Annotated in this window: 24 protein-coding genes; all 24 read right to left on the bottom strand. The window is 52.7% G+C overall.

Annotated features, from left to right (window positions below; translation table 11 throughout):
* Nucleotides 1-3: 3 nt before the first annotated feature.
* Nucleotides 4-378, bottom strand: coding sequence for a hypothetical protein (locus ABJ076_RS22160; RefSeq protein WP_348188478.1), 375 nt, complete (start codon nucleotides 376-378; stop codon nucleotides 4-6).
* A 5-nt stretch (nucleotides 379-383) separates the two neighbouring features.
* Nucleotides 384-1,952: a hypothetical protein gene (locus ABJ076_RS22155; protein ID WP_348188476.1), complete on the bottom strand. Its 1,569-nt coding sequence runs from the start codon at nucleotides 1,950-1,952 to the stop codon at nucleotides 384-386.
* Nucleotides 1,949-2,251, bottom strand: a complete 303-nt coding sequence (locus tag ABJ076_RS22150) for a hypothetical protein (protein ID WP_348188474.1) — start codon at nucleotides 2,249-2,251, stop codon at nucleotides 1,949-1,951. The genes ABJ076_RS22155 and ABJ076_RS22150 overlap by 4 nt, the downstream gene beginning before the upstream one ends.
* Entirely contained in the window at nucleotides 2,251-2,571 is a 321-nt protein-coding gene (locus ABJ076_RS22145) for a hypothetical protein (RefSeq protein ID WP_348188472.1), read from the bottom strand. Before ABJ076_RS22145 ends, ABJ076_RS22150 begins: the two co-directional genes overlap by 1 nt.
* Entirely contained in the window at nucleotides 2,568-3,620 is a 1,053-nt protein-coding gene (locus ABJ076_RS22140; RefSeq protein ID WP_348188470.1) for a TrbI/VirB10 family protein, read from the bottom strand. The genes ABJ076_RS22145 and ABJ076_RS22140 overlap by 4 nt, the downstream gene beginning before the upstream one ends.
* Nucleotides 3,621-3,622: 2 nt before the next feature.
* Nucleotides 3,623-4,759 carry a TrbG/VirB9 family P-type conjugative transfer protein gene (locus ABJ076_RS22135; protein WP_348188468.1) on the bottom strand — a complete coding sequence of 379 codons (1,137 nt, stop codon included), beginning with the start codon at nucleotides 4,757-4,759 and terminating at the stop codon, nucleotides 3,623-3,625.
* A complete protein-coding gene (locus ABJ076_RS22130; RefSeq protein ID WP_348188466.1) occupies nucleotides 4,756-5,418 on the bottom strand; it encodes a type IV secretion system protein in 663 nt (220 codons plus the stop codon). Before ABJ076_RS22130 ends, ABJ076_RS22135 begins: the two co-directional genes overlap by 4 nt.
* Nucleotides 5,419-5,436: 18 nt before the next feature.
* Complete coding sequence (locus ABJ076_RS22125) at nucleotides 5,437-6,522, bottom strand: type IV secretion system protein (protein ID WP_348188464.1); 1,086 nt, start codon at nucleotides 6,520-6,522, stop codon at nucleotides 5,437-5,439.
* A 14-nt stretch (nucleotides 6,523-6,536) separates the two neighbouring features.
* A complete protein-coding gene (locus ABJ076_RS22120) occupies nucleotides 6,537-7,274 on the bottom strand; it encodes a hypothetical protein (protein ID WP_348188462.1) in 738 nt (245 codons plus the stop codon).
* Nucleotides 7,271-8,047, bottom strand: a complete 777-nt coding sequence (locus ABJ076_RS22115) for a hypothetical protein (RefSeq protein WP_348188460.1) — start codon at nucleotides 8,045-8,047, stop codon at nucleotides 7,271-7,273. The genes ABJ076_RS22120 and ABJ076_RS22115 overlap by 4 nt, the downstream gene beginning before the upstream one ends.
* Nucleotides 8,031-10,484, bottom strand: a complete 2,454-nt coding sequence (locus ABJ076_RS22110) for a hypothetical protein (protein WP_348188458.1) — start codon at nucleotides 10,482-10,484, stop codon at nucleotides 8,031-8,033. Before ABJ076_RS22110 ends, ABJ076_RS22115 begins: the two co-directional genes overlap by 17 nt.
* Before the next feature lie 260 nt (nucleotides 10,485-10,744).
* The gene (locus tag ABJ076_RS22105) at nucleotides 10,745-11,083 is read right to left on the bottom strand and encodes a TrbC/VirB2 family protein (RefSeq protein WP_348188456.1); all 339 of its coding nucleotides are present in this window, start codon (nucleotides 11,081-11,083) and stop codon (nucleotides 10,745-10,747) included.
* A gap of 328 nt (nucleotides 11,084-11,411) precedes the next feature.
* The gene (locus ABJ076_RS22100; protein WP_348188531.1) at nucleotides 11,412-11,771 is read right to left on the bottom strand and encodes a methyl-accepting chemotaxis protein; all 360 of its coding nucleotides are present in this window, start codon (nucleotides 11,769-11,771) and stop codon (nucleotides 11,412-11,414) included.
* A gap of 36 nt (nucleotides 11,772-11,807) precedes the next feature.
* On the bottom strand, nucleotides 11,808-12,704 hold the full coding sequence (locus ABJ076_RS22095; RefSeq protein WP_348188529.1) for an ATPase, T2SS/T4P/T4SS family: 897 nt from the start codon (nucleotides 12,702-12,704) through the stop codon (nucleotides 11,808-11,810).
* On the bottom strand, nucleotides 12,694-13,116 hold the full coding sequence (locus ABJ076_RS22090; RefSeq protein ID WP_348513297.1) for a hypothetical protein: 423 nt from the start codon (nucleotides 13,114-13,116) through the stop codon (nucleotides 12,694-12,696). The genes ABJ076_RS22095 and ABJ076_RS22090 overlap by 11 nt, the downstream gene beginning before the upstream one ends.
* Entirely contained in the window at nucleotides 13,097-15,049 is a 1,953-nt protein-coding gene (locus ABJ076_RS22085; protein WP_348188452.1) for a type IV secretory system conjugative DNA transfer family protein, read from the bottom strand. Before ABJ076_RS22085 ends, ABJ076_RS22090 begins: the two co-directional genes overlap by 20 nt.
* 10 nt (nucleotides 15,050-15,059) lie before the next feature.
* Nucleotides 15,060-16,598, bottom strand: a complete 1,539-nt coding sequence (locus ABJ076_RS22080) for a DUF3363 domain-containing protein (protein WP_348202654.1) — start codon at nucleotides 16,596-16,598, stop codon at nucleotides 15,060-15,062.
* A 771-nt stretch (nucleotides 16,599-17,369) separates the two neighbouring features.
* Nucleotides 17,370-18,794, bottom strand: a complete 1,425-nt coding sequence (locus ABJ076_RS22075) for a DUF4942 domain-containing protein (protein ID WP_348188446.1) — start codon at nucleotides 18,792-18,794, stop codon at nucleotides 17,370-17,372.
* The gene (locus ABJ076_RS22070) at nucleotides 18,791-19,024 is read right to left on the bottom strand and encodes a hypothetical protein (protein ID WP_348188444.1); all 234 of its coding nucleotides are present in this window, start codon (nucleotides 19,022-19,024) and stop codon (nucleotides 18,791-18,793) included. Before ABJ076_RS22070 ends, ABJ076_RS22075 begins: the two co-directional genes overlap by 4 nt.
* Before the next feature lie 10 nt (nucleotides 19,025-19,034).
* A complete protein-coding gene (locus ABJ076_RS22065) occupies nucleotides 19,035-19,196 on the bottom strand; it encodes a hypothetical protein (protein ID WP_348188442.1) in 162 nt (53 codons plus the stop codon).
* Nucleotides 19,196-19,486 (bottom strand): hypothetical protein, encoded by a 291-nt coding sequence (locus tag ABJ076_RS22060; protein WP_348188440.1) that lies wholly within the window; start codon nucleotides 19,484-19,486, stop codon nucleotides 19,196-19,198. The genes ABJ076_RS22065 and ABJ076_RS22060 overlap by 1 nt, the downstream gene beginning before the upstream one ends.
* 594 nt (nucleotides 19,487-20,080) lie before the next feature.
* Nucleotides 20,081-20,710, bottom strand: a complete 630-nt coding sequence (locus tag ABJ076_RS22055; protein ID WP_348202653.1) for a hypothetical protein — start codon at nucleotides 20,708-20,710, stop codon at nucleotides 20,081-20,083.
* 1,066 nt (nucleotides 20,711-21,776) lie between these two features.
* Nucleotides 21,777-22,004 carry a hypothetical protein gene (locus ABJ076_RS22050; RefSeq protein WP_348188436.1) on the bottom strand — a complete coding sequence of 76 codons (228 nt, stop codon included), beginning with the start codon at nucleotides 22,002-22,004 and terminating at the stop codon, nucleotides 21,777-21,779.
* Between the two features lie 5 nt (nucleotides 22,005-22,009).
* On the bottom strand, nucleotides 22,010-22,304 hold a 295-nt coding region (locus ABJ076_RS22045; RefSeq protein WP_348188434.1), incomplete at its 5' end, for a zincin-like metallopeptidase domain-containing protein.

Genomic DNA, 22,304 nt, shown 5'->3' with positions numbered 1-22,304 from the left:
GGTCTAGTCCTGGCTTGTATTCTGGTGAGTGCGGACGCCATAACCGAGGCTGGCAAAGAAAGCTGGCTCATCATTCAAATATAGGGTGAGAGTTTCACCCACAATTCTTGCTTTGTATGTGCGACCGGTAATTGTGACGCGCTGACCGTTTTGAGCGCGAATTACCTTACCGCCATCGGCAAGCAGGGCCGTTCTTCCAATAACTGCGAAAAATGATAATGGCGGCAATACGATAGTCTGCGGTACGGCAACCTGTGTCGGCGTAACTGGAATGCTGACGGGTTGGGACGAGGCACCAAAGGGACTTGTTGTTTCAGCGTTGGCTTGGGTTGCTCCAATCAGGACCGCTACCCAAACGAGACGTAAGGAGGTTTTCATTCTGATCACCTTTTCTGAACAAACCGCGTTATGCGGGGAACGATGGCGACCACTAATTGTTTACGCTCTTTCGTTGTCTGCTCGCTGGAGAAGAGGAAGGGGAGCCATTTACCGATGAGCGGCACGGCCTGTTCGTCGCTACTTGATGCAGATCTCGCTATGCCAGCAATAACGACTGTTTGGCCTGGTGGGGTTGATATAAGCGTTCTTATCGTACGCTCCGTTGTCCGTGGCTGCTGGGTTGTTGTTCCTGCTACCTCAAAGGTTTGGAATCCTAGGATGTCCGATAGACTCAATTCCATCTGGGTGGTGACAAGGCCGTCTTGATAGTCGCCAGCAACATCAAGGACGATACCGGTAGTCTCTTCGCGCGTTTCGATGCCCGTTGTAACGGCGGTTACGTCGTCATTGTCTGTAGAGCTGGGAGCTATGGGCCGGAAGCCAAGGTATGGAACTGTCACAGTGTCATCGAGGCGTACCGATGATCCCGACAGCATTGTGACCGTCGGATTGGTGACTATATCCACCTTGCCTTGTTCTTCGAGAAAAGCGGCAAGAGAAATGATATCCAAACCGCTAGCACTGAAGTTCGTAACAAGATTATAGCCGTCAGCAATTGCTTGACCGCCATTGAAATTTAAAGTGAGGTCGCCGATCTTGGCCTGCAGTTGATCCCAGCGAATGCCTCGTGTTTTTTCCTTTGTGGTCGACACCTCGGCTATCCAAAGATCATAAGTGATCCGGACACGTTTCTCCCGAAGCTGTTGAGCGAAGTCCTTTATGGATTGGAGCGTTTCCGGCCCCGCGCTGAATGCTACCAGACGACCACGGACATTAGCTTGAACATCTGATGCACCAAGGGCTGTGAGCGTCTGACCTATCTCTTCATAGAATGTCTGGTCAGTGGCTTCGGAAGTCCCATCCGAGATTGGCGGAAGTGAGAGCGTGTAGTTTCGCTTATGCGAAACGCTAAGTAGGTTCGCCTGGAAAGTGTGTGAGAGGCGGGCAGCTCTGAGAATTGTTTTAATAGCGGTAGCTGCAGGCATTGGATCAAGGTGCAACGATACTAAAGTAGGGTCGCTGATTTCTTCTGCGCTAACGGAGAATCCATTCTGACCAGCCAATTCCCGAATTAACGTGATCGGATCCGCCCCGATTGCTCCGAAGGGCTGGGGAATCGTCGCGCTCGGAAGAGGGTCGTCGTTGGTGTTATTGGAGCGGATTTCGAATGCTTCTTCCTCCATCACGATATCTTGCCGCGCCGGTGTGGCCTTGTTGATCGCTCCAACGCTGGGAGCGCTATGCTCATTGGTGAGGGGATGTTTGACATTCGGCACCAGAGGAGCGACGGGAAGTTGCTGCAGCGGTTTCTCTGCGGCCAGAGCGGGCTGTGAAACAGGCACATTCTTCACTGGTTCGTTTATGCTCGCGTTCGCCTCATTCGGAGAGGTTATCTCCGTCGCCGTTGTTGTCTTTAGAAACGCGGGCATCGGCGGGCCAGAGACCGATTGTTGGCTGGGCGTGCATCCCAGAAGGGTTAATACGGCGGCACTGGCTAACATGATGAGTTTCACGTCTTGCCTCCAGAGAGAGTCGTTTCCATCGACCTACCGGGGGCAGAACCTTGAACAGGAATCGAAGATGCTCCGACCTTACTGATGGGACCGGCTTTCTTCGCTTTCTGGAATTGCTTGTCCTGCCTGATTGCATCGCTGACAAGCTCTCGGGCCAGCAAAGGCAGAGAAATCTCTTCGCCGTAAATTTCCGAGTATTTTTGTGAGTAACGAAGAAATTCAGCAGCGGATTCCCCGGTAAGCTCTAGAGTGAGCCGCAATTTCTGTTCAGTGAAATGGTCGGGCGTAATGCGTAGCATTATTCAAAAATTCCTTCCGTCACAGAGAGGTTGTGGATCGCCGAATAAAGGATGGCTGATAGCGGAACATTCTTTTCATCAGCCAACCGGCAAATCTCGTCGTGATATGCCTGCTGATATCGAACATCGAGAATTGAAGTTCCTCGCGGGACCGCAAGTATTGGAATCGGACTGCTGTGGGGTTCCGAGTACGAATCGATTAAGCGTTTGAGTGCTTCATTGAAAAAATCTTCCATGCTTATTTGGAGACCAGAGCAGTGTTTTTTGATGCCCTGGCGGCTACTTGCCGCAATTTTTGTCTGACGTTGGACTCTACTCATCGTGTTTCCAGATCAATGGGGCGATTTACGATCACGGTGACAATCTGGCCTGGCTCCAGCGTCATCGTGGGTCTGATGGAGGCGGCCCGCCCTGTCAGCGTTTGGCCTGTGGCGCTGAGGTTTTGAGCCAACCCATCTGTTGCTCTTTGTTGAAGCGTCAGTGGGTCTTCGGGATCACCGCTAGAAATTGAAGCTCCTACTGACAAAATGCTGGTGACTGCTGCCGCAGCGAAAAGCTCGAAATAATGATTGTCAACATTCGCTGCGAGTCCTCCACGACCGGCCTCATCGCCCGCACTCAAGCCGGAAATATCAACCACACGCCCGTCAGGCATTGTGATGTTGTTCCATGCAATGAAAATGCGCTCATGCCCGTATTCGGGGGTGCTACTCGGAACGCCGGTCAGCAGGGCTCCCTGTGGCACAAGCACGCTCAAACCGTTTCTGCTATCGAATATCGCTTCAACGACCCGCGCCCGGGTTACGCCGGGGTGCGTCGTATTAATGGCTGTGTCCATGCGAGCCTTGATAATTGTGCCGGGCAGCAGGCTTTTTGGACCGGGACGGTAGGACGGCAAAGCGTCTTCAGACGCAGGGTCCGGAGCGCTCGAAATTGCTTGTATTGGCTCCGCGGGTTGCGGAAACAGGGCTAGACTGCCAATCGCATCAGCCCCTGAGAAGTTTGAGGGGCTGAGCGCAGATCGTCGGATCTGCTCTCGATCTATCAGAGGTTTCGTTGGGACCGGATCAGGTATATGCGTCGTTTTTGGCTCCGCCACAGGCGCCGGCAATGGCTCCGGTTCTACTTTTGGTGGCGGCGCATAGAATATAGGTGCATCCCGTATGCGTGCTTCTTCTGACGATGTCTTGATCTCAACGTTGTAAGGTGTGGTCGTCGCTGTGTCGTTTTTGTCTTGTTTGGTTTTGGCCAGGCCGTAGGCGATACCTACCGCACCAAGACCGATGAGTGCGCCAACGACCAGGACGACAGCGCGGCGACTAATACGAGATCCCGTAACGGCTGAAAGGTCAGGCATCATATCTGACATCGCTACCCCCTATCCCCTTTAGTCCAGAGGCCCGTGCGGGTAATGAAAACTCTGTTTTCCGGATGCTGCGATATGTAGAGAACGGCCCGGTCAAAAAGATATGGAATGATAATCGTCGTGCCCTGTTGGATGTAATTGACGATCTCGACGCGATTGTCGGGTGTTAGCAGAGAAAGTACCGGCATTTGTCGGCGCTGCATGGTTGCGTCGAACCTCAGCACAACCCGGTTTCCGTCATCATAGACTTCAGTGGGAAGCCAGTGCTGTCCGCTGTCTCCTTCGATCGCCCAATTAAAGTTCAATGAAGCGAGGGCGTCTTCTGGTGCTCCGCCAGGGGCCCCAGATACGGTGTAATTGCCGGTGCGGGGGCGCTCGGATGGTTGTCCAGTATGTACTCGGCCGGGGGTGTAGAGCTTGGCGATTTCGCTATTGAACGCTGCAACTTCATCACTCGGATACGTCCACGCCACTGCGTTGTGCGGAGTCGTCGCTTCGTCAGAAGAAAGCTCCAAATGATAAGCCCTCTTCGTCGTTGTTAAGACGAGATTGGTTGAAATCTTGTCGGCGGTTGGTTTGATGAAAAAGTGCGTTCTTTGCTCAGCGTCTAGGCCGCTCGCACTGAATTTGAACATCCACTGGAAGGTATCGCCTGCGACTATATCAGTGATTTGCTCGCCTGGCTGAAGTTGCACATCGACTATTCTCTCCGGCCTCGCAAAAACTTTATAAAAGCGTCCTTCAGCGAAACGGTAAACTTGTCTCCCATCCTCATATTTCCCATCGTCGGGGTCCATTGTGGCGTCCGAAATAGCCCTCTGAAGCGATTTATTCGGAGATGGCGCTACCGAACGAGGAGCAGGCATTCCAGCACGGCTCTTGCTCGGAATGAGCAGTGTAGGAGGCGCCTGGCGCTCTATGACTTTGGGCGGGGCTACTGGTTCGGTTGGGACTGTTACGTAGCGGATCTGTTTGAGCTCCGGTGAGGGAGCTGAAACAGATGGAGACACAAGTTTGTCCGGCGTAACGCAGGCAGCGAGCGAAAGCGTTATTGCCCATGTAAAGGCGATGTGAAGGTTCATCATGCAGAAATCATTATACTTAACTATTAAGTATTTCAATCCAAAAATATTGCGGTTCATCGTGCGGCCTCTGGAATATTCCAATCGAAGTGGATGACAAAAAGACTCGTCGGATTCTTTTTCGGATCGGTTGACACAGTATCATCGAGAGCGATTGTGATGAGTGCGGCGTAGTCGGCACTGCTTACCTTCATCCCAGAAGAGGTGAAAACCTGCTCGTTCCAATTTATCTCAAAACTGTCGCCCGAACGTTTGAACGCCTGGATCCCCGAGATCGTTCTGTAATTCTCTTCTGCTAACGGATCATGGTCTCTGAAGATCGCGTTAAGCTGTTCGCGAGCAGCGCCGGCTGTGTGAGCATAAGCCCAAAGGAGATCGTCTTTGGCGACAAATTTGTCGGCCGGTCGACGTCGAACGTAGGTGATCCATTGTTCTGCAACGTATCGTCTTTGGATGTCAGAGACCGTGTATTCAACAGGAGTGTATTTTCGAACAATTTCACCCGTTCGTGAATCAACCTCAACAATTGAAAGGTACTCGCGTCGCTCCGAGTACAAATAGGCTATTGTAAGAATTGAGACAATCAGAGCGATGAAAAGAAAGCACGCTATTACAACAAGTGTTAACCGCGCTTTCTTCTCTTCCTCTAAGAAATTTGCGAACGTCTTCCCGCCTTGGCTATAGACGTTCGGGATTGCAGATTTCGTGTTGCTAAGCATTAGCTCGCTCTTTCATCATCAATTATCATTATCAATCGTTTTTTGTGTTTGTTGCGCACTTCGGGCGAGCCGGAACTTCTCAATGACTGAGGACGTTGAAACACTACCGCCAGATTCGCTGTTTTTAGCCGTTCCTCCGCTTTTATTGGTTGTTGATGAAGACCCTGATGTGGCGCTTGGTCCTGCCGCAGGTCCTTTGCCGGCCTGGACGGCCGCGCCAGCTGCCCGCATCCCCGAGCTGGCAGCTGCAACTGTAGCGACAACGGCGCCACCAGCCATTGCAAGAGCGGTTCCCGCTCCTAGCGCTGGTGAGCCGGTGAGAACCCCCGCTGCGAGGGAGGGCACTCGGATAAACACGAGTAGATACAGAACAGCCGTGGCAAATATCAGCGCAGCGCCTTTCATTTGCCCGGATACATCACTGTCAACCGCGCAGACGTCGGATTGGCTCAGTGCAGATAAATCAGATATCACAAACCCGGATATAATAATGATGGTGGCTGCTTTGATCCCAATCGCGATAAAGCTGCTGAATATTTTATTGGATATAAAATTGGTTGGTGAGAAAGCCGCAAATGGCAGAATGATGAAGCCGATTGTTGTGACAATGTAATACTCAAGTATTGTGAGTACGGCTGTAATCCCCATTAGTATTAAGCCAACATATGCAACAAGCCCAGCCAATAGAAAAAATATGATTATGACAAAATTGGATAGAAAACTTAACGGTTTGATGCACTCCATTATCGACGCCCAAACCAATGTGCCATTGTCGAAATATTGGCTTACAAGCAAGGCCGAGGTGTCTACCGGCGCACCAGATACGATATTTGCGCTTAGAACGAAGCCATCAAATATTTGATCCTGGAAATAGGGAAATTTCGTAACAAACCAGAATATAAGGCCCAGTTTGAAAATTTTCATAAAAGAGTCGGCAAATACAGCTCCACGCCCAAGCATCAGCATTATGCCAAAAAACGCAATCTCAAGGACTGCAAGCTGCGTAGCTAAATTGATTGCTGTTGTTAAGTAAGACGAGGACCCACCTTGGAACAATAAGACCAGCGATGAGACGCGGTCGTCTAGTGATGTAAGTGGGTCCATTCAAATTTTACCTCTTAATAGGCTCTCTTTTTGATCGCGAGAGGCGAACTGCCACGAGGCGTGGGTGTGCGAAGCCCTTGTATCGCACTATCAATCCGGAATTTCGCTTCCTGTTCCTGTATGTAATTTCGTTGATCGCGAGCGAGTTGGTTTGCCAACTGGAGCCGTTCGATCTCGAAACGCTGAGCATTGAGCTGTGTATTGACGGCCGAGAGTTGCGTTTGAGCCTGGATGGCTTGTGTTTCACCGACTGCGGCTTGACTGGCCGTCATGGCAAAAGACAGTTTCTGTGTGGTTTGTGACAATGGCTCCAAAGATGCCAATAGTTCAGCGCTGTCATTGATGACATTTCCTGCGAGGGCTTGCGCAAACTGGCTGGCAGCTAATGCGTCTTCCGGAGAAGAAATTCTGGAAGCCAGATCCATTAACTGATTAGAGCGATTGATAAGGTCTGCTCCATTTCGGAGCATCCCAGAATATTGCTGATCAACACCAGCGAGGTTCAGCAGTGTCTGCGTGTACCCAAGGAAATTTCCATTCTCAAGGGACTGCACGCTGCGTGCGGTGCTAGCCGCCGTCTGTATAAGATTGATGAGTTGTTGATTACGTTGGTAAAAAGCTTTTACAGATTCCGCTACCTGCTGAAGATTCTGCGCAAAATTTGAGGGGTCGAACACAACGAGGGCCTTAGCACCGCTGGTGCCGGTGAGTGTGATCACGGCTGCACCAAGTAAGAATGCTCTTCGTTTCATCGGACGTCCTTTTCTCGTTGAACAGGCATGTTGATGCTCACGGAATAGACGTAGGCGCCTGTGGAATCCAATAATTCTTTAAAGGATATTCCACCCCCAACGATCTGACCGTTGATGACAGAGCCGTTGATTGAGGTCAGAGCGCCAGGCAGGAAAAACTGACGGTAAAGCATGAACCCGTCAGAAAAACGCAATGCCAAAGTGCCGAGATCAATATTCTCTTCCGATGCGCCAGGTGCTCCATAATCCATACGGCCTGTACACCCTTTGATGATCGCGGATCGATATGTTCTCTTGCCCCGCGTCCTGATCACGCGGGGTGTCCGGCACTGCGGATTGTACTGCCTGGGAATAGTAAGGGTTACGGAGTCGGTCGGCCGACCGGTAGGACCGTAAAGACAGCTCTGTTCGTAATCCTTTGAGAGTGCAATTCGGACGGCGGGGAAGTCGAAGTAATCGATTGACGAGTTTGCTTTGGGCGTTAACTGAATGCTGCGGCCAAGAAGTCCGTGATTAGAACTACGATTCTGTGTGACGTGTTGGACAATGCGGGAAAACGGCTTCATCCGCTCGGCTTTGCCCCAGCGGTGCAGTTCGAAATCTCTATCTGGTGATAAATATAAGAAGGCGTCACCAGCCGAACCCGCATAATCGACATTTAAATATACAGGAGCGGGTCTACATTCACGTTCAGCGGCTGCTTGCGAAACGTGGGAGAAAGGCGCCAGCGCCACAATGGTTGTGAATATGGCAATCCTACTGGAATGCTTCATCGGAAAGCTCCCTTAGCACCGCTCCAGCCTCTTGAAGACCTTTCAATTCTAGCCATTTCGCAGCGAATGCTAGTCCGCTGTCGGCGGAATCCATCGACGCCATCTCGTTTTGATCAGCTTTGCTCGTGGCCGCGCAAAAAGCTCCGGCGATCGGCCCCATGGAGAAGCGAACGAGCCGCGCGCCCTGCGGGGAAACGAAATAGTAGTCTGATTTCGGCTGAGCGTGCTCGATGATGTCTAACTGAACGGGATTTAGCCCTAATGACTCATAGCTTTTTCGAACCTTTGTGTTGGCTATTGCGGTGTTTGGCAGAAAGAACTGAGCGGGGCAGGCCTGTAGGAGCGTGAGCGCAAGATCGGACGAGAGAAAATCAGAGACCTCTTGGGTGGCTAGGCCAACAGCGACATTTCTCTTGCGGAGCATCTTCAACCAGGACCGCAGTCGATCAATGAACGAACTGTTCATCATGGAAAGCCAGGCTTCATCTATCAGTAGAAGAGTTGGCCGGCCATTGAATCGCCGCTCAAACCGATGAAACAGCGCGTCCAGAACAATGGGTGCATAACTGGCAGAAAGGAGGGTGCCGAGATCGATAGCCTCGATGTTGGACGGCTCTGTGGATATAGCGGCGTCGAGAAATCGTCCCGCAGCACCGTCCACAGTAAATTGTGTCAATGCCACGCGAAGCTCTTCATCCTGAAGCGCTTGGCGTAGAACCGTTATATTTCGGTGTTTTTTAGGCTGGTTCGCGACCGCTTCTATTGCCGTCCACACCTCCGACCGTTGGACGGGATTGAGAAGGATGCCCGCATTTTCGAACATCCGGCACACCCATTCTGACGCCCACTCTTTTTCAGCTTGCTCGTCAATGTCTCTGAGAGGTTGCATCTCTAGAGAGGCGGTGTCGTCTTCGAGATGGTGATAAGCGCCACCCAGCGCTTTGAAGAGACATTGCATAGAGCCGCCCGCTTCAATGGCATAGATTTGTGCGCTTCCAGCTTTGTTGGAGTATCTGAGCCACTGAGCCGCGAGAAGATTCAGAAGCGTTGATTTGCCTGCACCCGTTGGCCCAATGACTAGGAAATGCCCTACATCATCGATGTAAGTAGAAACGCGGAATGGCGTAGTCGAGTTGGTCTCTGCCATCATGTGCGGCGGGCCAGAGAGGGATTCATGCGAAACCCCATGCGGGCCGGCCCAAATCGAGGACACAGGCATCACATGAGCCGTATGAATAGTGCTGAGCAAAGGGCGCCTTACATTCGCGACGCTATTGCCAGGAACCATTGCAAGCCAAGCTTCAAAGGCATTTGATTTCTCGATGATCGGAACAGTACGAGCACGCCGTATCAATTCGGCAAGCTCGACAGCCCGTTTGTCGGCGACAACCGGATCCTCGTGCATGATTGCAATTGATGCTGTTAGGTATCCGAAGCTCGCACGACCCTCCTGCAGCTCTAGCTCTGTATCTTCTGCGTCCTGGACACGTCTTTCGGCCTCGGGATCGACGCGCGTAGGCTGATTTGTAATAGAAGTATAAAGGGTCGACGCCACACTATGGCGTTTAGTTCCCCAAAACCGCCTTAATTTTCCGATCTCTTTCTGTGCGGTCGAGTCATCCTGACATATGAATCGAGTGACCATCCGGTATTCATACGGAAGGCTATTCAGTTCTTCGAAAAGACCGGCTTTTGTAGGGCCGAGAAGCTGTCGAATTCCAACAAGCCTAAGGTGTTTTTCGCCGAGCTGAGGATTGAACCCGCCAGTGATCTCTTCATCGGGGAGCAAGCGGTCGAGAAATATTGGAAGCTCAGAGCCGATTTTAAATCGACTGGTACTAATTGTGGAATGCAAGTAAGTGAGAATGTCGTCGCCGACGAGGGGACTGCACTCGATAAACTGACGTTTGAACGCCTCATCCAAAGAGAGAATTTTCTGGCGAAAGTCAGAAAGAGTATCATTTTTGTCATCGGATTCCGTAGTGTTTCCCCCTGTTTCAATGAAGAAACGTCGGAGCTTGTTATGCGTTTCGGAAGGAGGGAGGTACGTTACAGTCAGATAGTATTGGTTCTCGTAATGTGGAACCTGGACGAATTGTTCTCGGCGCTCCTGGTCAATTAAGTCCGCTACCGGGTTTTCTATGCGCCCAACGGGATAATCGGAGCTCGGTACACGAGCGTCCTCAAAGAAGACTGTCCAACCGCCCTGAAGGCGTGATAACTCGGCGGACAGCCTCATGCAAACGTGGTTGAAATCGTAGTCCGGCGCTGAGTCCATATCTGGGCCGCGGACTCTCCAGGTGACCATGAATGACCCGTCTTTGAGAAGCACGGTTCGTTTGTCATCGAGGACGAGAAGCCACGGCAAAAGGTCGGATATCTGCGGTGACGATGACGTTTTGAACGCACCTATCTTGTATCGACCAAGCGAAAACATTACGGGAGGTACCGTGACATGTAGCGAAGGTGCCGCATGATCACTTCAAAGGCCCATTCATCTCGCTTATGGATGATGCTCCCAGCGACCGAACATACTACGCCTGCTATCAGCGGCTCAAAACGATGCAAGTAGACAACGGCGATGGCTGTGAGGGTCCCGATCAGGATGCCCAGTTGTCTGGGCATCCCGAAAACGAGTATCCGCTTTGTCAAAAAAAGTGGGACCGGTTCATCCAACATCCGAGAGACCGTCCTTTCTTAAATGAGGGCGGCGCCGGAATAGCCGAGCAAGGGCATTCCCCACGAGGCGGCATTGAAAGCAACTGAACCGCCTGTGACGAATTTTCCTGCCGTTTGAATGATATTGCTCTGTCCCAGCGCCCAGCTCAATCCACCCAAAGCAAGACCACCAGCGCCGACTGATGCAGCGACAGGGCCTTGAATACTCTGAGAAACGGTATCCATAGGACCCTCCCAGGGAACTGATGAGAGCCCAGTTGTGGTTGCTTCAGCGACGTCGGGAAACAGCGCCGTCGCGGCGGCCACGACAGCTAGAACAGCGAGCCTCTCTGTGCCTTCAAGGTTACGAACTTGCATCGCGCTTTCTCCAAATTGACAAGCCATACTTAACTATTAAGTAAATTTGATTAATCGATAGATCATATTTCCCTATGCCGTCAAGAGTCTGAATTTCAAAATCGAACTGCGTGCGCAAGAGATCGTTACCCGCATTCTGTGTCAGAGATGTAGCATGCTGCATCTTTCAGTTTGATGCATATTACTCGTCAACAACATGTTGATATTTAATAATATTTTTATTTAAATTGCTCATAATTACTATTACGCGACACTTGTTTGTAGCAGCAATTTAGTAATGCGACAGATGAGCAATTTAGAAGTGCGACACTTTGTGTCCCTTCTGGCTCTAGGCAATAGGCAATTTCGAAAGGAAGGATGAGCTATAAGAGAGTTTGCGCGACAAGCCCGCCAAGAGTTTCCTTAAAACCGCAGTTCGCGCGGCAACCATCTGATCGTGATTCGACGCAACCTCAATACTCTTTCTAGTATCTTCGCTAGTTTTTGCTGTCGTCTCTGCCAGGTTCTTCACTTCGCTCGCTAGAACTGGGAAACCTTGCCCGGCATTACCCACCCGTGCCGCCTCTATTGTCGAGTTCATTGCGAGCAATTGAGTCTGTTCCGAAAGGTCTGTCAATATCTTGATCTGGTCGGAAATTTCGTCAAACTTTGAGCGCACCGCGTCAAGGTTTTCGGCGTCTGAATTCATGGCAGACAATATCGAATTCACCTCGGACAGTGTCTCTCAAACAACGAACTCCGTAACCTCTATCATCGAGCCATCAGTGCCTTTTTTTATGAAGATCACTAGATCGATCGCACGCTTAACGAGGTGTGCCGGCGCAACCTGGTAGACCTCGCCCAGAAGAAACATGAAGCGATCGCGCACGTCTTCGGCGCTGTCAGCATGGATCGTTGAAATCCCGCCAGGGTGGCCGGTGTTCCAAGCGGACAGCACCTGGGCCGCAACCTCACCGCTTCGTATCTCTCCGGGGACGATCCGATCCGGATTGAGCCTAAGTGTGGCAAAAACCAAATCCTTCATCGTCACCCTCGATGTTGAACAAAGCCGGAGCGTGTTGGGCGCGGGGCATTTAAGTTCCTGAACGTCCTCGATGATGACAACACGCTCAGAGCTGGATGAAAGCTCCGCCAGAATCGCATTTGCTAAAGTGGTTTTTCCCGATCCAGTAGCTCCGGAGATCACAATATTCTTTCGGCAGGCTACTGCATCGCGAATGGTCTCGGCGTCTTTCTCTGCCATCGCACCTTTGGAGACATAGCTATTCAGAGTGATGCTTTGTTCACGGTGCAGCCGGAGAACAAAGCACGGGCGGCGAACAAGAGGAGGGAAAAGCCCCTGCAGGCGTGCACCTGTTGGAAGCTCCGCCATAAGCTGTGGCGTCTTTGCTGTTATCTCGTTGTGTGTGGCACTTGCAGCAAATCGGAGCAGTGTTTCAGCAGCATCGGCTGGAAAATCACGTTGATGCAGCGAGGCGCCCTGTCCCCACCTTTGGATCCAAAGGCTACCGTCGTCATTTAACATAACATCGGTTATTTTTTCGTCTTGGAGGATCGGCAGGTATTGATTGAGGTGATCGTGAAAAGCCTCTACTGCGCGCTTTGATGATTCAGTCAGCATCACTCATGATCTCCCGGATGTACGGACCATCTTTTGAAAGCTGCGATTTAACGGCCTTGGTATAATTATCGAACCGGCCCGGAGCTACGGCAGCTATCTGATTTCGCAGATCGTCTGGCGGCGGGAGGTTACTTCCGAGATACAATCGGACGAACTGCGCCAACATTTCAGTCACTACGGTCATGTCGGTGTGAATGGTCCGGATCGCCCGCGACTGCTTCTGCAGCGTCGAGCCAACCACATCTTCAAGGCGTAGGAAGTCAGGTTGTCGGGGATTGAAATATGCTTCAAGGGCATCCGCAACAATGCTTGTTTCCGAGACTCGGTCTTCACTCGCTTTTCGCTTCAGGTCGTCAACAATGCTGGGAGGCAGATGAAATCGTTTCGAAACTTTACCCGCGGAAGAGGCCATCTTCTCCATCCATCACTGTCTGTACTGTTTGAGGATTAAGGTCGCTAATATCGCGAAACCCTCGCCCATTTTCCGGCTTGTCCGCGTCCTGGTCGTCGCGCCCATCCTCGGCACGCGCCGATGCTCTGCCCCTCTCGCCGTCTTGGGCCTCCGGATTTCCTGTTGGTTCAATAATTGCCGCCGAGGTAACAACCGCGGCCCAAGGATTGGCCGCCCGAACGTGACCAACCGGAACTGCTGGAGCAGGATCGACCGAATGCGCCGCGAGAAACGGAACGTTCCACCATTGCAATTTCTTTATGCGTGCAGGCGGGATATTCGGAGCAAAAAGGAGCTGGTCGTCGGCAGGCATCTCTTGCACCTCGCCGGCCGTCAACAAGGGCCTTGCGTTCTCTTGTTCCGTGACAAAAACATTTTGCAGGAATGGCGCCAGGATATGACCTGATCGATTCAATTCCCGCTCTCTATGTGTCGCCGTTCCGGTTCGCCGCGACACATAATCCCCTGTGCCCGGATCATTTGTGGCATGGAAAATCTGCACGGCGCAGTTCTCCAGAAACCGGTTGTGCGGCCCGTAGATGCTGACGAAATCATTCACTGATTGGACAACCAACAGGCATGTGATGCCATATCCGGCAAAGTAGCCGATTGCATCGTGAAAGAGCGCCAGGTTGCCAAGACGCGGGAACTCATCAAGGAGAAACAGCGCCCGTCGCTTGTGTGGAATGACGGCCGGGGCAACGTTGACGTCCGTTAACTTCCGAGCCAGCAGGCTTAGAAATAGCCGAAGAAATCCACGGAGCCGGTGCATGTCTGACGGAGTGAACACGATATGAAGAGTGACTGGCGTCTCCCCGTTCATAATCTCGTTAATCGTGAAGTCAGAGGCAGCCGTGTTCTCGGACAGATATTTATCGTCAAAAGGATCAAGGTATGAGAGTGCGGTTGAAAACGTACTGGATAGCTCAGGAAAATATTTACCCTTAAACATCTGTGCGCCTTCATTGATGACGCGCCCGGCGTGCTTGTCGCTATGCTCAGTCTCCAGCATTTCTTCCATATGGTCATAGACACTGAAGTCTCGACGCGTTAGCCAAGATTTAAGGCCGGTCAAAGTTGCATCTTCATCAGTCAAACGAAGATGCAGTATCGTGATTTTAAGGAGTTGCCGGGCGGTTCGATCCCAATGAGTGAGCGACGTTTTCACCCCATCCGGATCCACCAGAATGGACGCAATTAAGTCTGCGTCTGCTACGATTTCATCCCCGCTGATTTCCTCCATTGGATTGAATCGCGCTGAGTCTACATTCGCGGGATCGAACCGGATGCACTTGGAAAACTTTTGCCTCCATCCGCTTGTCGTTGACCAGTTTTCACCTTTGATATCTAGGACGACAACGCTGTCCATCCAACGAAACAAAGTCGGGATGACCGTTGATGCGCCTTTGCCGGACCGGGACGGCGCGATCAACGCGACATGCTCTGGCCCGGTGTGAGTGATGAATCGGGGCGGATTTGCATGAATGTCGTGACGCTCACCTGAGTATCCAATGACCATGCCGCTATGCCCCTTAAGTGGATCAAGTTGATCCTTTGTTGCCCATTTGGCTGTACCGAATTTTCCTGTTGGGTCTTTCTTTCGAAGCGTCAACGCGGCGACTGTCAGGAACAAACCGCCGAGCATGATGACCGCCATGATCATCATGCCTTGATCAAACGGATCCCGGTTGCTTTCTGAATACCGCCAGACCCAGACAAACCACATTACCGGCGAGTATACTTTGTATCCGGCAAGGACGAACAACGGCTCGCCCAGTGCTGTGTTGTAGCTAAAATAATGAGCCACATATTGGGTCGCCGCCATAGCCGCACCGAAGCTAACGAGCATCAACACGAGGAGACTACGGATGATGACGGCTGAGCGATCCAGCATCGTCTTTCTCCTAAAGTGATCGTGACAGTGTTTGCATGATCACGCGGTTCTGCCCCTGCCCGCTCATCGCACTGAGCGTGACCATCTGCCCTTTCATTGAAAGCTGGTTCTCCCGCAGCGGGAGCGTCACATACCGATTTCGCGCATGGTCCGCGACAACTCCGAATTTGCCATTTGGTGTTGTGATCACCGCATCAAGAGATCCCTCGAAGCGGCGGGTCTTGCCCCCGAAAAACAGCTCTCTTGAGTGATCTTCATATTTCTCCCGGATAGCCTCCGGAACTATCGCGGAGCGCCCATCAAGGACCCATTTCTGGTACTCGCTGTCGTTACCCAATAGTCCCGGCCGACCAGCCCGTTCGTGGAACAATTTACGGTCGGCGACAGCTTTCGATAACCGTTTCTGCAACGGCGTTTCGGAGGCGCCTTGCTGGCCCCTGGCATACTCATCCAGCCAGTTGGGACCACTACTGCCGACCGACTGGGAGAGGCCCTGCCCGATCCTTTCGATGAATGCCCCTCGCGCGCCGGGAGAGATCCGGACAACAGCACCCTCATGCAAATCGGCGGCGCCTTTCAGGCTGCTCATGGTCTTGTGATAGATGCGTCCGTCGCCCCCGTCGATCACAACGAAAGGCGTATCGAATAGCTCGTTATCGAGCCCCCGCGCCTTGACCTCGCCGACAAGCGTTTTGGCTGGCCCCTTCCCTGCATTCAGATCAACAAGCTCGCGCTGCTCGCCGGGAAATTGTTGATAGGATCTTTCGTGCATAGCCACGAAACGGGACAGCGCAGTCATCTCCTTTTTCCACTCTTTCGGCAGATAAATAGCGCCGCTGTCATCACGTTCCGCGACGCCAAAACCAACAAGTGTTTCCGCACGCCGCGCGATGCGATCGAGCTCCGGTTCCTTGAACGAAAGTGCTTCCGGCGCGCTTCTCTCGAACGTCCGCTCGTCAGTCAGCGCCGCTTCCAGCTTATGGTCGAGGGACGTGATGCGGGTTGCCGGTATCTCCTTCTCCAGGCTCTCCACGATATCCAACTCTGTGCGATACCCGATGGACCGCGTGACGCGTTCTTGGGCTCGCTCGCGAATACCGCGCGTGAGATAATCCTTGGGGATTGTTAGCGTCTCGCCAGTATCGCTTACACCCCGCAAAACGACGTGTGCATGAGGGTGATCCGTGTTCTTGTGAATCACCGCTTTCCATTCGAGCTGTGTATCGAGATCGATTTCCATGTCGGCCATCACATTGCGCGTGAGTTCTTCCATATTCTCAGGCGCGAACTCCGGCGAAATGATCAGCCGGAAATGCCTTTCATCACCCTCGACGGTCTTCACGAAACCCGCCTTCGGTGTCTCGTCATTGCCGAATAAGACGGCCTGCTCGCCGCCCTCCCCGGCACCGTCTCGTGTGATGTAATTCATGTGAGCGCGGGCCTTGCCTTTGGTACCGGCGCCTGTTTGGACGATCCGGGTTTTGACCACCACCCGTTGCATCAATTCAGGCGCTGTACCTGATCGCCAGGATGCTGAACTTCCGCGCATCGCTCTTGCTGCAGATCTGACAAAAGAGAGCGGGCTTCGTGGTGCTCCGGAATACATCGTCCGTAGCGTTGTCCGCGCCATGGATGAGCTGAAGGTACTGTTGATTGCTCGCCCGACAAGATAGCCAGCGACCATTCCACCAATGCCGCTTGATCCACCTGGAGGATCGCGAAAAACCAGTTTGGCCCCAAAATCTACCATGTAAAACAACCGCTTGCGAATAATTAGGCAATAACTAAGTATTATGTATAACAGATGGGCACAAGAAAGACTACTTAAAAACAATTACTTAAGCGCGGTGCGCCCCCACCAATGGCCCAAGCCCTTATCTTGTCCTACGAAATACCTCCCTTTTCGCCTTCAAACCCATCATCCCTACTCCATGATCAAGAGCGCTCGGCAAGCGAGCGTCTTTTTGCAAACGGCAAAGACCGGTCAGCTGAAAACCTCGGAGCAGCCGCGCCGCGCAATGCGCGGGAAAAAGAGGAGCGATCGAACATGCTTCACGAAATGAAGCATCGTCTAGAAGCGTATCAAAAACAGAAAAGTGCGGCGGGATATACGTCCCGACACACTTTTGTTGATAGCCAAAAGCGGACGCAAAGCGACCGCTTTTTCCATATGAATCCGCGCCGCGCTCGCGTCAGCGGGCGCACAAAAATAAGCCGGCTGGGCCAACGGCCCAGCCGACAAAAGCGCGGAACTTTTCAGGTGTGGTTTAGGCCATCGAAGCGACGGGGCGCGGTGTTACCCGGCCCCGCCTCACTCGCTTTAGGTGTAGCCCTTGCGAAGCGTCAGCAAGCGGGTGTTTACGTTCGTGCCTACCTCGCGAAACGAGCCGGGTGGAAGGTCGTAAAAGCGTCCGGAGTGCTGCTTAACAATCGCCCGGAAGGAAACTGATTTCTTCGTCTCGCGAAACTCGGTTGCGGCACTCATTACAGCAACAAGTGTACCGCCATTTCTGAGGTGCGAAAGAGCATGGAGAACATGATCAATATCGCGCTCCCGATCAAACGGCGGGTTCATTATCACCACATTATAAAGAGCGTCGGCAGCCGGTTGGTAAGTGAGGAAATCGACCGGGAGAACGCGCCGGTAAAGGCCGCTATCGCTGAGTGTTTTTGCGCGGTCCGTATTCAGTTCGACGCAATCAACAATCGCTCCGGCAGCGACCGCAAGCCGGGCAAGATTACCTGTTCCGGCGGACGGCTCCAGGACCACCAAAGGTTCACCGTTCGGCTTCATGTATGGGGCTTCGTGCATGACCTTTCGCGCGACCGCTTCCGGGGTCGGAAACCATCCCATGTTGCGGGCCAGGCCGGTCTTGGGCGTAAGCCCATCGTCCTTGTCGGCTTCGCGTTTTTCCGGGATCGGATTTCCGTAGAAATCGCCAAGCGCCTTGTTGACCTTGGCGAGCAAATCTTTTCGCGTGAAATAGAGATGCAGGTTGCCGTTCTTCCACGTCCGGACGCGGAAATAATCGGTCTCGATGAGAGTCTGCGGAAGCCCTGTTGAATAGGAGCCGCGTGTTTCCGCCTCTACGGCTGCGACAATGGAGAGGTGACGCGGGAACGGCGGCAAGCCTTCCATGAAACGGAAGATCCGTTCCACGTCCATAAGGGTATCGTCATATCGCCAGCCATGGTTCCACCCTCCCCACTCGCTCAGTGCGTTTTCGAGGACGATCCGGTGTTTGAATTTGAAAGTATCGTTCGAGCGGAACCGACGATCCAGCGCGGTAAAGGCGTCGGCGATGCCTTCTTGAATGGTGTGGTTTAGACCAGCAAAACGCGCCTGAAGAGTGGCGAAGATGTTTTCAACGGTCGGCTCGGGCGGATCTGTAATTAGCGCCTGCCGCAACTCGTCCTTTTGGCGGCGGTTCATGATCGATTCAAGGTCCGTGTGCTCGATGAGTTTAGCCCAAAGATTGACGGACGTTATGAACTCGACCTTCGCCATATAGTCGGCTTCGTCCAGGACCTTGATTGGCCTGATATAGAATTCCTCATTATCGCGCGTGTGGCGGTTGTAACTATCGCCATTTTGCGGACTGATTCCATGCAGGAGCCCGTTAGCCTTGGCGAGCGCTTCTTGCGCATCGATAAGGCGAGCATGGGATTCCCGGAAGGCGGCAAGAGCCGCCTCTCTCTTCTCGACGTTCTGGGCGACCGTCTCACGGGGAACAAGCATGTTCATTGCTGTTCTCCCGCGCTGCATTCACGAACGAGGGATGCCAGTGTCCCGCTATATCGCTTCTTGATGCTGGTTTCGTCCAGACCTTCGGAAACGTGGTTATAATGGAGCAGCGCGGCGACCATATCCGAGAGCGAATAGCGAGCATTCGGATAGGCCGTTTTTGCATAGGCTTCCATCATCACGCGGCCAAGTGTGAGCTGGTGTTGTGTGGTTTCGCTGTAATGATTCATGGCCCCCGCCTCACGCATAGCTCGTCTGGTGGCGTGGTAGGCCATCCCAGAAATAAGCATATGTACGGAATGAAACCTTCACTCCCGCTTCTGCTGACGCACGGGCGCGGAAAGCATCGCCTGCGAATTGATCTTTCTGTGACGAAATGAGAAGCGACAGTTGCTCAGACATTAAACCCCGCCCTCCTCTATTTCGGTTTTATGCCACTCTAAGAAAACCTGTTCTGAGTGTTGCTCTAATGCGCGCTTGGACAGCTCGTTTCCGTCGATGCCATGTGCATCCGTAAGATGCAGTAGGTCGCACATCAGATTGGTAATCGCGTCTCCCAGATCCGACTCTTCACCTTGTTTATGTGTTGCGATGAAATCCGCAACCGAGTGTCCCAAGAATGTTTCTCTGGTGAATGTGTTGAGAGCGTTTGCCGCCCATGTGGCACGAATTGCGTTTGAAGGTGCGGGCATCTTTTTTCCTTTCCGCCGAATGGGGTTGAGCCCATCCACTGTGTTTGGTCTGAATTACAAATTCAGACTGAACAGAGGGGGTGGGGCGAAGCCCCGCCCACGGTCGGCCGAGGGTCTGTCAATGGGTGCGGAGGCGGCCTGGTGCGGCCCGCAGCGTAGCGAGGACACGGGGCCGTTGGAGCACGACGCGCGTCGCGCGGCGCTGGCCCATTTACAGAGCGTCGGACTACTGTTGGGGCGGACAAAGATAAAAAGGTTCAGACCGGCTAGAGCGAAGCGGAGGCCGGGCTGTCAAATATTCAAACCGGATACGCGCAGCGCGCGGATCTCAACATTGATAAATCGTTGCAGCGTCGGGAAGTGACAACCTGGTGGGTGCCGGCGTTCAAGCTGCGCGATAGGGATCGTTACCCGCATGGGCGAAGACCCCGCTTGGGGGCTTCGTGGAGCGACCGTAGGAAGCGGAGTAGAGCCCGGCCCCAACGGGGATCGCCCTACACCTCCCCGGCGTCATTAGGCTGCCCTATAAACGCGAAGAGCGTCTCCTTTCAAAACTCCCCTGCAGGGAAGAACAAGAGCGCTGCGCCGGCGATTTCAAGTCCGACGGAGGCCCGTCCGCCGCTCATACTCTTTTGCGATAGTTTTGAGGTCAGCGTCCGGCATTTCTCTGAGTAGTTTGTTGCGCTGTTCAAGCTCTTGCCGGATCTCGGGGGCGTGGCTCCAGACGATCTCGATAGAGTGCGGTTGGTTGGGAAAATTAGGCCATTCGTGAACGCTGGTGTGCGCTGAATGCTGGTATCCGTACCATGACAAAGGAACATGCGGCCCAGGCAAGGTGATCCCTGCGGCAACATCAACACGCTCCTGCAGGGCGACTTCAAGTGCGATGCCGCAAATCCAAAAGCTGAGAGCCTGGCCGGTCATGAAGCTATGTAATCCGCCTCGGCTCATCACTCGGCCGGATAGGTCGATGTGCCCCATGCCGTGGCGGTGCGGGCGAAAGCCCCATTCGTCCGGATCATCGACGTAGATGCTTCCATCTTCGACCATCGCAAGGTAGTCGGCAGCCGGGTAAATTCGGTAGGCGAGGCAGGCGGCGAGTTTGCCGGTGAGCTGATCGGAGATGCGGATCCACACCGCGCCCTTGGGCGTGGAGTAATCCGGATCGAAATGCGGTGATACAAATCGATTATCAGCGACGAGCGCCTGTTTCCAGGCGCGCATGTCGTTCGAAAAAGAGACAGCGAAGCCCGCCCGGGCAAGCCGGTCGGATGTACTGGAATCGACACTGACTAAAGATCCGGTCCCCATGAATTGACCATATCAAATAGGGGATGAATGGTCTGCAATCGCGAGCGATTGCAGATGATCTGGCAGGTCCTGTAGATAATCGAAGCTACACCGCTTTGGATTTCACGCGATGTGGCGTGGCCGCAATCAGAAAGGCCGGGATTGACCGAGCCGAGCCCAGATACTCCGGATCAGATATCACAATCTGGCATTATTTCGCTTGTGTCAGATGAGGCGGCGTGGGTAAATCGCTCTTGCTGATAGGCTTTTTCAAGCCCTCTAGGATGACTTAGGCCCCCGCTCACGAGAGGTACAAGCTCTCAGGCGGGGGCTTTTCCGGTTCAAGGCGCTTCCGGTTCAACGCTATCGTCTACAACATTAGATGAAGTATTCTATAGCCATTCGGATCAATTCAAGAACCAGCGCTAGTATCTCGGCTACTTTAAGCAGCCACAGTGCTGATATTATTTTTCAAACCCTCCCTTTCCTGGTTGGTATGGATTGACCGGAATCTCTTCCAGACGTGGTGCCGTTTGAGACGAAGCGCCGGCACCCCAAGCGCATGATTTAAGGATATGAGCCGCGAGTATTTTTGCAATAAAAAATTGCACTATAGGACTGGAATTTAAAACAACTCTCTCATTTTAAATATATATTTTCGACTCATACAAACCGCAGAACATTAAAAATAAGTAAAATAGAAGTAAATTGACAATAAAGAATTATAACGACTCCGCCTATCATTGAGACCTTTTGACGTGTTGTGCGTTTGTTCCGTCAGATATCACGCAAATGATGTGATCAATACAGGGTTCCGATCATTGGTGTCCTCGATCAAGGGCGGTTGATCCATGATCGCATATAATCATGGATTTCGAGGCCGGACCAGGGGGACGGCCGCGACGAGCGGAGCGAGAACCGCACGGCCGTCAAGGTCACGGATTAAGGAAGAGGAAGAACGCGGACACCATGCCCGTAGATCAAATATCGGGCAATCGGGTCATGTTGCTTTCTTCCCCGGCTCGGTGTCGTTTTCAAAGTTGAGAAACATCAGCTTGTGCCAATGGTGCACTTCGGTCCGGGGCATTCCTTGATGGCGGTGCATATAATGCAGAAGGTCGTAGAGCATCCGAACAGATGTGCAGTCCTCCGGAGCGTTGGCGGCACTTTTGTAGGCTTCGAACGCTACATCCATCCGCTCGATCTGAGTTTGATCAGGTCTGAACATATCTTTCACTCCGCCGCGATCAGCAAAGCCCGATCGGCTTGCAAGCCGTCGAGATAATCGACGGCGCGTTGTGCATGGGAGGCAGCACGGAAGATTGCCTGCTTGTCGTTCTTCAGCACCTTCAGCCAGCTTTGAATATAGGCGGCGTGGTCGTCCAGGTGATCCGGACGAAGCCCCAGCGTGACACCGAGGAATGCAGAGCCGATCTCTGCAACAAGCTCCTCAATGGCGTAAGCCTCATCGCCCCATTTTTTGCGGCCGAAGTCACGGTCAATCCGTCCCGGTCCTTTCGTCCAGTGG

Origin of the sequence: Nisaea sp. (assembly GCF_039990255.1) — a bacterium.
Taxonomy (GTDB): domain Bacteria; phylum Pseudomonadota; class Alphaproteobacteria; order Thalassobaculales; family Thalassobaculaceae; genus Nisaea.
The sequence above is the reverse complement of the archived record's forward strand: the minus strand, read 5'-3'. Positions and strand labels throughout refer to the sequence as shown.